Here is a 12888-nt window from a genome sequence, read left to right on the forward strand (position 1 = left end):
ACCCCCTTGTATAACGCACACAATTATCTGTTTACCTATAACAATTCAACAATACTCTTCAACTAACCTGCCCCGTTAGTTTAAGTACATTTCTTCACAATCTTTATAGTGATTGATAATGATGTCCAATATTTCCGCAAGTTCTTAATATTATTCCAAGCGATTGTATTCCTTGAGATGCAATAAATGCTTTCAGACTATACAAAAAAAATTCAATTAAAACTTCATAAAAAAAAAGAGCCTAATTTTCTTAGAGTAGAAAATTAGGCTCTTTTTATGTCGAAATTTACTTAGCGTATATTTTCGTTAAAATGTGTGTGGCACCCCATGCCCATCAACCTAAGGTTTTGTTGTCCCACACAACGATTAAAATACACTTGGTTACCATAAAAAACATCACGTTCTCATTCTGAAAGCATTATAGAAGTTTAACCTAATGACTATATAGCAGGTACTGATTATTAAAGAAAAAATGCAATCGGATAAATCATTATAGTTCATCTTCTTCAACTTTTTTACTGTTATACTTAATATATCCATATATACATAAGCCGAAAAATACTCCGCCCATACTATTTACAGTAAGATCTCTCATGGTAATTGCTTCTCCAGAAGGTAAATATGTTAATAAAGTAAATAAAACAAAGAAAATAAATCCTGAAAATATCGAATTACGACCTAACATTTTATTATTTGATGTATAACGTATATATATTTTTTTGATCCGCATCATCATAACGATATAAAATGATGTTGTTAATAAAATAATTAAGGCTAGAATGCCAAGTGATGTAATTTCTTTGTTTAAAATCAAATCATATAACATAGCTCCAAAACAGATGAAAAGAGCTATCACCCCAGCGTTTGCCATTATTTCGAAGGCTGTGTTTTGTTCTCGTTCATCAACAGAAGTACCTCTACCAAATGGTATTACCAGGTTTCGTGGCATTGCTTAGTTGGAACTATGGCGTGAAAATTTTATCATCCGTAAATGGAATTTTATTTATTAACTTCGTCCCAATCACTACATTAGTCATTATGATGATCCAAGGATATAAAATAACAATCTTTGATGTTGCAGGAACACTGCTAGTTATTATAGCTCTCATACGAAATAACGTATGTCAACGTAAGGAAGAAAACGAGCATCAGAAGAATTTACTAAAGGAACAGATGAGTAAGGCTGTTTGATTTCAATATGATTGGAGGTTTATATATGTTTGGAAGTTTATTGTTCTTCTTTACTGCAGCAATTGGATGCGAGCTTGCAGCAATTAATCGAAATGGTCGCAAGAAGATATAACAACAAGCTGAAATGATACAACTGTTAAGAGAGTTACTTAAACAATAATTAAAATTAGAATAAAAAAGAATTATAAAAAAATTGGAGCTTCGAAATATAATCCTCTTCTTTTTGAAGTTTGATACCCCAATCTCCTGAATAATCATCTAATTATTTTATGGCATATTAAATTATAGAAATAAAAAACTTTCAAATTATTAATTTTAGTATGTGCTTGTATTTTACCAACGGTGATGAGGATTAATATTACGATTAACAACAACATTAAAGTTCATAAAAATAAACAGAATGAATAATTGACAAAAAATGATAATAGTAGTAATCTAACTTAAAACATACGCTACCGTATTTTACTGGAGAGATGATATGCAATTAACGAGGGAAGATTGGATAAAAGCAGGATTACAACAATTATCTGATGAAGGGATACATAAAGTTCGCATTGAAGCACTTGCTCGATTGCTAAAAATAAGCAAAGGAAGCTTCTATCACTATTTTCGTGACCATCAAGAGCTTTTAGATTCTATGCTCGACTTTTGGGAAGTACATGCAACAAAGCTGATTGTTCAAAGTATGGAGCAACAGGATGCCTCTTTAGAACAGCTATTACAGATTAGTTTTAGTCGAGATAAAAAAATTGAGAATGGTATTTATACTTGGGCTAAATATGACCCTGTTGTGGCAGCACGTTTAGTAGATATGGAAGAACAGAGAATTTCTTGTGTTGCAAAATTGTATCAAAAAATGGGCATAAACGAAACTGAATCAATTGATCTGGCGAGACTTGCCTATTTAACGTATGTAGGATGGATGACAAGGTTTGAAGCAAATCCTAATTTTGATATTGATAAAATGGTTGAGCTTTTAACTTCTTTCAGCGCGTGTCCAAACATTCGCTAAAAGAAGTTAAAGCCTCCGGCGGATGTCACGGAATCGGAAAGGAGTTATTTGTGCAAGCATAAAGCCGATTCCGGACGCAATTATGCCGAGGCATAATTGATTATTCGATAATAAATGTCCCTAATATGGTTATAAAACCTGAAGGGACAAAATTTTCACCACAACATACGGTAGTGTATGTTTTATTTGAAGTTAAGACATTGGGGGCGAATTAATGAAATCACTATTAATATTAGTAGCTGTAGGGCTTCTGTGGTTTATCAGTTTTTTGCATATTTATTGGGCTTTTGGAGGTCGATGGGGTTCTGCCGCTGTTCTCCCAGTAAAAGAGGGAGAACATAACCCTGCTTTTACTCCGAGAATATGGGGAACATTATTCGTAGCCATTCTTATTCTACTGGCTAGTGTCATTATTGTTGTTCAAGGAGGTTATTTGCAGGGGTTCCAAGCAAATAGTTTATCTAAAATCGGAAGTATTGTCTGTGCTTTAGTTTTTATTATTAGGGCAATTGGTGATTTTAAGTTTGTTGGATTTTTTAAAAAAATTAAACATTCTCAGTTTGCTAGATACGACACTTGGTTCTATAGTCCATTATGTTTATTCTTTGGCTTTGTCCATATCTTGTTGTTGTTTTAATAAGTATAATGAATTCCCTATAAAACATATTTTATACAGGAAGAAAACACCTCAAAATGGTGACTTTAAATTCTATATATGCTTTTTTTTATATGCACATCTAACCACAACTTTAAAACATTCATTTAATGATACTTCTATATTTGAAGTTATTTCAGGTTGATATATTTGCAAATTCCCCGATTATTTCTCTATGTTCATCTTTAACAGGTTTATCAGAGAAATAAGTAACAGAGACATAGTTTGCACGCTGATTTTCCCCTTAAAATATTACTAAATACAAAGCTAAATAAAGTCCACACTTATTCGCTATACTATGTCAATAAATAACCTCAATTTAGAATACAAAAAAGGAGCCACATGTATATCAGCTCCATTAATATTATATATTCTACATTTTTCATGATGCTAATTTAGCATTTCACCCCATCAGTTTTTATGCTGCTCAAACATTGTTTTATTAAACTGATTGGACTTCCCTCTTGGTATACTTAATGATTGCCATTCGGAAGTTTTTAAAAGCTTTCCAATATACACAATTTGCCCAACATGATAGGAATAATGCGAAACTTGGCGCTCAATCGCTGCCATCACAAAGTGATTTTCCCCACGTATCTTAACCTTTTTTAGTAAATCTTGCTCTGTTAAATCATCAAGTGTGTTAAATACAATTTGCCAGCCCTGTTCCCAAATCCGGATTAACTCTTTCCTAGGTAAGTACGAATCATCAAATTCTAAATCCCTATTTCTATTTGACTTTTCTCCATCTGTACTTAGAAAATCACTCCAACGGGAAACCATATTTCCTCCTACATGTTTTATAATAACTGCAATACTATTAGATTCCTCATGATTGGACCAATACAGTTGTTCATCATCCAGTTGATGGAAGGTTTGATCCCCCAGCTTTTTTATTTCCATAAACCTTTTCTTTACTATGTTTAAATAATTCACACCTATATCCATTTCATTACCCCCTTAAGCGAATTCTAACATATAGTAATAAATTCCAACTACAAAATTGGCGAAAATAAACTACTTATAGATTCTTTTAATTTTTTCTTAAAACTCTTATTTTTCATATCTGCCATTGTCAACTCTCTGCTAGCTTGAAAATCTATTTTGAAATCATGCAATAAGTGATGAATTGCAGCACTAGCTTCATATAGAAAGACCATAAGCTCATGATTAAGGCGGAAACTACGAATGTCAAAGTTGGCAGTTCCAATAGCTGCACTCATACCATCTACAGTAATAATTTTGCAATGTAAAAACGATTCTTCATCATAGACAAATACACGTACTCCAGCTTCAAGTAAAGTTTTAATATTGGCATTACTACCATGATAAGAAATTCCCATATCACCTTTTCCAGGAAGAATAATTCGTACATCTATGCCACTCATTGCTGCTCTCCTTACCACTGCCAAAGCTTCAGCGTCTGGTATAAAATAAGGGGTTGCAATCCATACATTTTCATGGGCTGATTCGATTAAATTAAGCATGGAATCACGAATGATATTTTCTTTATCATATGGCCCACCATATATCACCTGAGCCCAATCATCTCCTTTTTTTATCGGGGAAAAGTATTTTTGTATCCCATTTTCATTTGTAAAAGGAGTAGCAGCACCTTTTTCGTTTTTCATAAATATCCAATCATTTAGAAATGATTCTTGTAATTCACTAACTGATAATCCTTCAATACGAAGATGCGTATCGCGCCAAATTTTAAAGGTATTCGTATTAGATAAATATTCATCACCTACATTTAAACCTCCTGTGAATCCGATATGACTATCCACAACTATTACCTTCCTGTGATTTCGAAAATTAGCCTTATGCAAGAACCACAGGGATAATATCGGTTCAAATGCTATGACCTCGGCTCCGGCATCGGACAATGGTTTAAGGAAATTCGAATTCAAACACTTTGCACCTATTGCATCATACATAAAGCGTACTTCTACACCTGCCTTTGCCTTTTGGACTAATAAATCTCGTATTTCAGTTCCAATATCATCTTTTTTATAAATATAGAATTGCATATGGATATGACATTTAGCATTTTTTATAGCCTCCATAATAGCTGAAAAAGTTGCAGCACCATTAGTTAAGATATCAATCGTATTCCCTTTTAATGGTTTAATATTTGATAAATTTGCAATACGTTTTGATAAACGGGGACGTTCGGTAGAATGATATTTTTTTTGTATTGCATGTGTTACTTTAATTAACTTAGTTGTTTCTTTTATTTGTGAAACAGTAAATTTTCGTGTTATTGGATCTCTTCCTAAGCATAAATAATACCCTGTTCCAATGACTGGGAGACCCAAAATAATTATAATCCATACGACTTTCGATGAAGTATTACGTATATCAAAGAAAATTAATTTAAAAACTATTGCAAGTCCAAATATCTCAATAAGTATGCCTACTACATAAGTAATTTTCATATTCCACATAGAAAATATATATCCGATGCCTATTATGACTGCCGAAATGGCTACAAATTGGATAACCTTCTGCATAGTATCCCTCCACTTTTCTGCCCCTATTACAAAATAACTCTACACTTACAACTTATGTGAATTCCGTTAAAAATAGCTCCTATTTTTTCGAGAATCAGAAGCTTTCAAAATAATTTCTCTACTTACATTTTTAGTGAATTCCAATATAATCTAACCTAACAAAATTCACAAATACAGGTAATACTTGAATCAGAATTTAAGTGTATATTATAGAATTTGCGATATTTTTTTATTATTTCAACTGTTTATTTAATGTATATTTATTTGTTCTTAAAATTTAACAGTAAAATATCACCATTCATTATCAAGCTATCATTTCCATATTTTTTGTTTCAATTCTTGAAATTACTCCTACTCACTTCCTTAAATAATAATTTCATAATTTCATATCTCTCTAGTCTTTTTCTCCCTTCAAGTGAGAAGAATGACTTTTTTCATCTTTTTTACACATTTATTGTCGAATTGAACTTTTACCTACATTAGACAAAAATCCCCTTTTTATATTTTTGTATTTTTATTCAATATAACTAATTTAAAACCATAAAATTTGATATCTATTAATTATTCCAAAAGTTAAGCAAAGAACGGAAAAATGAATATAAATTTTATCTTTCTATAATTTGTCCTATAAAAAAATTAGTTACACAAAAATTCACTAATATAAGATAAATATTTTAATTACAAAATTAGCTACTTTAAATCATTTATTTCTACAAAAACATACGTTTCTATATACATTGATTATAGGAAAATACAAACTTTCTGTAACACAGAAATTTTAAAAGCTTTACTATGTTCAAAGAATTAATGTAGAATTACAGCTTGTGACCGAACGGACATTATTTAGACACAAAATAATATACGGTTTTTATGCACAGAAGGGAGGAGAAGGTATGTCGGAATATGGACAAGAGGAACTTTCTGCGCTTGTACAAAATGTAGCTGCAATCGTATTCATGTCAGCTTTTGTCATGGGAGCATATAAATATTTTACTATCGTGCCATGGCTAACAATTATTGGAGTAGCAGTAGGTCTAGGCATTATTATTATGAGTTGGGCAGGAAAGAAGAACGCATTTTTTGTTGGATCACTAATTTTGATGTCAATCGTGTTAGTCATCTACCACAATTTTTCATCAATCTTTTAGAAAAATAGATTTGGAGGTCTTATTATGGCAGCAAAAGATAACAAACAATCACATGTTGAGTCGAATTCAAGACGGGATTTCATAAAAAATTCCGGGTTAACACTTGGTGGCTTAGTACTTGGTGGAGCTTTCGGCGGTTTATTGAACGTCAACAGCAAATCAAAAGCGGATTCAGCCGACAATAAATCAAACAAACCACAACTTACTGCAAACCCAAACGTTGCATTAATGTTTTTTACACAAGAAGAATACAACTTAACACAAGCAGCTGCAGATCGTATTTACCCTGCTGACGACAATGGTCCAGGGGCTAAAGATTTAAACGCAGCTATATACATCGACCATCAATTAGCAGGATCATACGGCATTAACGCCAAGGATTATCGTTTCGGACCTTACTATGAAGGACGTGAAACTGCTGGTACACAAACAAAAATGCTTCGTAAAGATATCTTCTTAACAGGATTGAAAGCATTAGATACTTATAGTCAAAAACACTTCAAAGATAAATTCACTGCATTAGATACGGAAAAACAAGATAAAGTTTTAACAGCATTCAGCGAAGGAAAAGTGAAACTTTATGGCAATGTCCCATCTACTGAATTCTTCGGATTACTTCGTTCGTTAACAATCGAAGGTGTCTATGCAGACCCAATGTATGGCGGTAACAAAGACATGTTAGGTTGGAAAATGAGAAAATATCCAGGCTCTCGCATGAATTATAACCAAGAAATTATGAGTGAAAAATTCGTCACACTTGAACCACAAGGCTTAAATAGCCATATGAATCACTGATAACAGAAAGGATTGAATTACATGGCAAAAAAATTATCAAAAGTACCAGTAGTCGTAGTAGGTATGGGCTGGGCAGGCGGCATTATCTCTGCTGAACTAACAAAAGCAGGTATCAATGTTGTTGGACTTGAACGTGGTAAAGAGCGTTCTACTGCAGATTACTTTATGGGTCACGATGAACTTCGTTATCAACACCGCACTGAACTGATGCAAGATTTAGCAAAAGAGACAATTACACACCGTAATTCCCCTGATCAACGTGCACTTCCAATGCGTCGCTACGGTACATTCATCATCGGTGATGGTGTTGGTGGCGCCGGCAGTCACTGGAACGGACAAACTTACCGCTTCTTGCCTTATGACTTTGAAATAAAAACAATGACAGAGAAAAAATATGGCAAAGGCAAAATCAAATCTGATATGCCAATTCAAGACTGGGGTATCACATATGATGAACTAGAGCCTTACTACGATACATTCGAGAAAATGGCTGGTACCTCTGGAGAAACAGTAGAACTTTACGGTAAACGTAAAAATGATTACCCTACTGGCCCTATGAAAAAAACACCGACACTTGAAGTATTTGAAGCCGCTACTAAGAACTTAGGCTACAAGCCATACATGGTATCTTCAGGAAACTTATCTGAATCCTATACAAATCCAGATGGTATAGCTCGCGGTGCTTGTCAATATTGCGCTTATTGCGAAAACTTTGGTTGTGAATACGGCGCTAAGGCTGATCCTGTCGTAACTGTTCTCCCAGTAGCACAGAAAACAGGTAAACTTGATTTACGTACACATGCAAATGTATTAAAAGTTACAAAAAACAGCACTAAAGCAACTGGTGTAATTTACGTTGATACTATGACAGGCATCGAATATGAACAACCAGCAGATGTTGTCGTAGTAGCAAGTTATGTATTTAATAATGCAAAACTTTTATTAACATCTGGTTTGGGTGAAGCCTACAATCCTAAAACTGGTAAAGGTACAGTTGGTAAAAACTATTGCTACCAAGTAAGTTCAGGTTGGTCTACAGCTTTGTTTGATAATCAAGAATTCAATACTTATGCTGGTGCTGGTGCGCTTGGTATGGAAATTCCTGAGTATACTGGCGATCACTTTGACCATAAAAACCTTGACTTTATTCACGGTGCTGGTATTCGCATGTTCCAATATGGTAATCGACCGATTGCAAACAATGTTGTTCCTGAAGGTACACCAAACTGGGGTCCAGAATTCAAAAAAGCGTCAATCAAATATGCGAATAGTTGGTTGAAAGTTGCTTCTCAAGGCGCTTCAATGCCTCATATTAATAACTATTTAGATCTTGATCCAACATACAAAGATGAATATGGCATGCCTATACTTCGTATGACTTATGACTATACTGATCAAGATAAAGCCCTAGTAAAATATATGGCAAAAGTGACTAATAAAATTGCGAAAGAAATGGGTGCTGACCACATCATCACTGCTGGAGAGCAAGGACCGTTTAACGTAAACAAAGATACAAATACACATAACACTGGTGGGGTTATTATGGGTGCTGATCGTGAAACTTCAGTGCTTAATAGCTATCTACAAATGTGGGATGTTGACAATGTATTCGTTGTTGGAGCTTCAGCTTTCCCTCACAACAGTTGCTTCAACCCTACTGGAACTCTAGGAGCATTGTCATACCGTGCTGCGGAAGGTATCGAAAAATATCTAAAGGATGGCGGATCTTTAGTTAAAGTAAAATAATAAATATAAAAGCAGGAGTTGATTAAGATATCAATTCCTGCTTTTTTTATTCATTTTAAGTTCTTAATAACTAAATGGTTATGAATATATGTCAATATTTCTATTTTTAATTTTGGAATAAGAGAATTATACTAAAATCACCTTAAAAACTTCGGTATAGAACAATTATTCGCGAAAATTGTTCTAATCATGAACTACAAAGAAACAATTACACAATGAATAACAGGAAAAAATTATTACTTTAGCAAGTTAGATACATCACACATGGAAAAATACATTTATAAAATTATTTAGGCCAATACTATTTTATTCCTGTGTAATTGATTTACAAAAACAAAAAAATTAAAACTCAAAATTATATATAGCTTTAAAGTATGCTAAACAAACAAATTTGCACATAATTGATTATACTAACTGTATTACAAAATAAGGTGGTGCTTTTCATAGACATATTGCAATTGCGCTATTTTCAAGTAACTGCTAAGCATGAGCATTTGACTCGAGCAGCTGCCGAATTGAATATTTCACAGCCAGCCTTAAGCAAAATGATTGCAAAATTAGAAGAAAACATCGGTTATGAGTTATTTGATCGAATTGGTAGAAATATAAAATTAAATAAATTTGGGGACAGTTATTTAAGAACTGTTGAAAATATATTCCTTATGCTACAAGAAGGCGAATTAGAATTAGATCAGCTCGCTGGGAAACAAAGCAATATACTTTCTATTTCTGTCACAATACCAACTATTCTTCCTGAACTTTTAGGTGAATTTATTGAATTACAACCAGAAGCTCGTTTCCGCCAACGACAAGTAATGCCATCACAAATCAAAAGACAAATTGAAACTGGTGAAATCGATCTTTGCATATCAACACAACCTGTTTTTGGTAATGATATAGAATGGATGCCACTTATTGAAGAAGAAATTCAGCTTGCAGTTCCTCTATCTCATCCTCTTGCTAAATATAATGAGATTCAATTAAAAGAGTTAGTAAACGAACCCTTTATCGTCATGCCGAAAGGATATCAATTCCGTGAAATGACAGAACTATATTGTATGAAAGCTGGTTTCTACCCAAAGATTGCCTTTGAGGGTGAAGAAACAGGCGTTACTTATCAATTGGTTGAGCATGGCTTGGGCATTGCTTTTTATCCAAATTCCCTATCCGCAAAACGCATTCGACATTTAAACATAGCGAAACTAAAAATCGTAGAACCATCTTGTACAAGAACAGTTGGACTAGTATGGAACAAAAAAAGAATTCAGTCCCCTATGCTAGAACACTTCATTCAATTTACTGCACAATATTTAAAAAAGCATTATGAACAATAAAACCCCTTCCACACTTAGCAGGGGTTTTTTCTATGGTTTCAATGTATTGAAATTAAAATAAATAAAAATAACGACCGATTTATTATTTCTTATTAGCTCGATATAAATTCATGGTTTTGAATCCTTTTCCAAGAATCTCTACCATTTCTGACAAGCGTTTTTCCTGTGTTTCTTCACGTTTCGCACTAAAGATAAATCGAGCCCAATCTCGCTGATACCCTGGTGTTAGTGCATTATAATAATCAAGTATTTCTTTTTGATTACTCAAATACTGTTGGATGTCTGGAATACGATTCACATAATCACCGACACGTTGACTTAGGTTATTACTGTTTATACATTATTTGTATTATTAAATCACGTGTATCAACATATATTTGTAATCGACTTAATCTAATTCCTCATTGTATTAGCAATCCTTCTAAACGAAGTTTCACATCTGACCATTCTGAATCTATAATGCTATATACTACCGTATTACGGATTGTACCATTTGACCGGATCATATGATTGCGTAAAATTCCTTCCTTTTTTGCTCCCAATCTTTCAATTGCTGCCTGTGAGCGTTTATTCTCGTGATCCGTTTTTATTTGTACTCGATTGACACTTAATTGCTCAAACGCATACTTCAACAATAAATACTTACATTCTGTATTAATAGGAGTTCGCCATTTTGTTGGGGTGATCCATGTAAAGCCAATTTCTAATCGCTTTTGTTGATAATCAATGTCCAAAAATCTCGTAGATCCAATTATTTGATTTGTCTTTTTTTCTATAATAACGAATGGATTTTGGGTGCAATTGATTTTTTCATGTAAAGCTTGTTGTATATATTGTTTCATATCCTCAATCGATCTTATTTTCGCCGATGTATATGCCCAAACCTCTTGAAACTGCCCCGCCAAATAAAGCCCCTCTAGATGACTATCCTTTAAGGGTACTAACAATACATGTTCACCTATTAACTGAATATCTTCCATTATACTTCACTCCTTTGCTATTATTAAAACAGATTTTGATTTAATGAATAGCACCAAAAAGAAAGGTTTTAACCATACCAGATGAGGTGAAGCTATGACATTGACTATTTATTTTGACCAATCTACAACACCTTTATATATACAGATTTATGAACAAATAAAGGAATTAATCCAGTCGCAGCAGTTAATCGAAGGTTCAAAACTCCCTTCAAAACGCCAACTTGCAAATCAATTACAAGTAAGCATTCATACCGTACAAATTGCTTATGAACAGTTAACTTCTGAAGGTTTTATTTCAAGTCGTGAACGTTCTGGTTATTTCATAGCGCCCTTTCTTGAAGAGTGGCGAATGAAAATAATCCCCACACCAAAAGAAACTTTTAATAATGATGTTATTGAACCTATAGACATCGACTTTAATTCTGGCCAAATTGCACATGATCACTTTCCCTTTAAAACTTGGAAGAAAATAACAACAAATCTTATGCGCGCTGACCTGACTTATCATAGTCCTTGGCAAGGAGAAATGTCTCTTCGCGAGCAAATATGTCAATACGTTTATTTATCCCGAGGTGTATCCTGTACAGTAGATCAAATATACATATGTAATGGTATACAAGCCCAGCTCTCCTTACTTTGTCATTATTTTGGCCCAACAGCATCGGTTGGATTTGAAGAACCTGGATTTTCTCGTGCTTACACCATTTTCAATCAGTATAGAATGAAAATTGTTTCAATTCCTGTAGATACAGAAGGAATGTCCATTCCAAAAGAACCTCTTAGACTGTTATACACGACGCCTGCACATCAATTTCCGCTCGGTATTATTATGCCAATTCAAAGAAGATACGCACTTCTTCAATGGGCATTACAAACAGATGCGTATATTATTGAAGATGACTATGACAGTGAATTTCGTTACAGTGGAAAGCCAATCCCTTCACTTCACAGTTTAGATTACCAAGATCGTGTCATCTATTTTGGCACTTTCTCAAAGTCATTACTTCCTTCATTACGAATAAGTTATATGATTTTACCTAACAAACTGGTAAAGGAATTTAACGACTTTTATACTGAACAAAAATCCACTGTATCGCGCATAGACCAACTAGCTATTGCTGAATTTATGAAGCAAGGTCATTGGGATAAGCATCTGGGGAAAATGCGTACTCTATATCGAAAAAGGCGTGACATCCTCGTTACACAATTAAAGCTGAAACTCGGTGAAAATGTTCAAATTATAGGTGAGAATGCAGGCCTTCATTTAATTATTCACTTAAAGCTAAACATTTCTGAAGCCTCTGCTATTCAAAGAGGTATGGAATGTGGCGTGAAGATTTATTCTGTATCGAATTATTATCATACTTCACCAAAGGATAACCTCCTTTTAATAGGTTATGGTGGATTAAACGAAGAACAAATCACTGATGGCATTAATCGTTTATTAAATGCATGGATTGATTAATATGAATTTAAAAAGGCTACTAAAATCAGTAGCCTTTTTACACCTCAAT

At 33.6% G+C, this 12888-nt stretch carries 12 protein-coding genes and 2 pseudogenes; 9 read left to right on the forward strand and 5 right to left on the reverse strand.

Annotation, left to right across the window (positions count from 1 at the left end; translation table 11 throughout):
• Positions 1 to 490: 490 nt before the first annotated feature.
• A complete protein-coding gene (locus BK137_RS15330; RefSeq protein ID WP_038179519.1) occupies positions 491 to 949 on the reverse strand; it encodes a hypothetical protein in 459 nt (152 codons plus the stop codon).
• On the opposite strand from BK137_RS15330, the pseudogene BK137_RS15335 reads away from it, so the two are divergent.
• The 4 genes and pseudogenes from BK137_RS15335 to BK137_RS15345 form a co-directional block, all read left to right on the forward strand.
• Positions 916 to 1191 (forward strand): annotated as a pseudogene (locus BK137_RS15335) (EamA family transporter); the annotation flags it as partial. The gene BK137_RS15330 and the pseudogene BK137_RS15335 overlap by 34 nt on opposite strands.
• Positions 1192 to 1216: 25 nt before the next feature.
• Positions 1217 to 1300 (forward strand): annotated as a pseudogene (locus BK137_RS21955) (YrzO family protein); the annotation flags it as partial.
• A 369-nt stretch (positions 1301 to 1669) separates the two neighbouring features.
• A complete protein-coding gene (locus tag BK137_RS15340) occupies positions 1670 to 2203 on the forward strand; it encodes a TetR/AcrR family transcriptional regulator (RefSeq protein WP_038179525.1) in 534 nt (177 codons plus the stop codon).
• A 214-nt stretch (positions 2204 to 2417) separates the two neighbouring features.
• Positions 2418 to 2840, forward strand: coding sequence for a DUF3995 domain-containing protein (locus BK137_RS15345; RefSeq protein WP_038179527.1), 423 nt, complete (start codon positions 2418 to 2420; stop codon positions 2838 to 2840).
• Between the two features lie 429 nt (positions 2841 to 3269).
• Here BK137_RS15345 and BK137_RS15350 read toward each other — a convergent pair whose 3' ends face one another.
• Together BK137_RS15350 and cls are read right to left on the reverse strand one after the other, a co-directional pair.
• A complete protein-coding gene (locus BK137_RS15350; RefSeq protein WP_038179529.1) occupies positions 3270 to 3806 on the reverse strand; it encodes a DUF1572 family protein in 537 nt (178 codons plus the stop codon).
• A 47-nt stretch (positions 3807 to 3853) separates the two neighbouring features.
• Positions 3854 to 5371 (reverse strand): cardiolipin synthase, encoded by a 1518-nt coding sequence (gene cls, locus BK137_RS15355; protein ID WP_038179531.1) that lies wholly within the window; start codon positions 5369 to 5371, stop codon positions 3854 to 3856.
• An 893-nt stretch (positions 5372 to 6264) separates the two neighbouring features.
• Between cls and BK137_RS15360 the strand changes: the two genes are divergently transcribed.
• From BK137_RS15360 to BK137_RS15375, 4 genes are all read left to right on the forward strand, one after another.
• The gene (locus BK137_RS15360; protein ID WP_038179533.1) at positions 6265 to 6519 is read left to right on the forward strand and encodes a hypothetical protein; all 255 of its coding nucleotides are present in this window, start codon (positions 6265 to 6267) and stop codon (positions 6517 to 6519) included.
• Positions 6520 to 6543: 24 nt separating this feature from the next.
• The gene (locus tag BK137_RS15365; protein WP_038179535.1) at positions 6544 to 7314 is read left to right on the forward strand and encodes a gluconate 2-dehydrogenase subunit 3 family protein; all 771 of its coding nucleotides are present in this window, start codon (positions 6544 to 6546) and stop codon (positions 7312 to 7314) included.
• Positions 7315 to 7335: 21 nt separating this feature from the next.
• Complete coding sequence (locus BK137_RS15370; protein WP_038179537.1) at positions 7336 to 9060, forward strand: GMC family oxidoreductase; 1725 nt, start codon at positions 7336 to 7338, stop codon at positions 9058 to 9060.
• 452 nt (positions 9061 to 9512) lie between these two features.
• Positions 9513 to 10394, forward strand: coding sequence for a LysR family transcriptional regulator (locus BK137_RS15375; RefSeq protein ID WP_218642294.1), 882 nt, complete (start codon positions 9513 to 9515; stop codon positions 10392 to 10394).
• Positions 10395 to 10476: 82 nt separating this feature from the next.
• On the opposite strand, the gene BK137_RS15380 is transcribed toward BK137_RS15375, so the two are convergent.
• Together BK137_RS15380 and BK137_RS15385 are read right to left on the reverse strand one after the other, a co-directional pair.
• Positions 10477 to 10692 (reverse strand): YdeI/OmpD-associated family protein, encoded by a 216-nt coding sequence (locus BK137_RS15380; protein WP_051448555.1) that lies wholly within the window; start codon positions 10690 to 10692, stop codon positions 10477 to 10479.
• A gap of 103 nt (positions 10693 to 10795) precedes the next feature.
• Positions 10796 to 11374 (reverse strand): GNAT family N-acetyltransferase, encoded by a 579-nt coding sequence (locus tag BK137_RS15385; RefSeq protein WP_038179539.1) that lies wholly within the window; start codon positions 11372 to 11374, stop codon positions 10796 to 10798.
• A 94-nt stretch (positions 11375 to 11468) separates the two neighbouring features.
• On the opposite strand from BK137_RS15385, the gene pdxR reads away from it, so the two are divergent.
• Entirely contained in the window at positions 11469 to 12839 is a 1371-nt protein-coding gene (gene pdxR / locus BK137_RS15390) for a MocR-like pyridoxine biosynthesis transcription factor PdxR (protein ID WP_038179541.1), read from the forward strand.
• Positions 12840 to 12888 lie beyond the last annotated feature (49 nt).

The organism is Viridibacillus arenosi (assembly GCF_001955655.1).
GTDB lineage: Bacteria > Bacillota > Bacilli > Bacillales_A > Planococcaceae > Viridibacillus > Viridibacillus arenosi.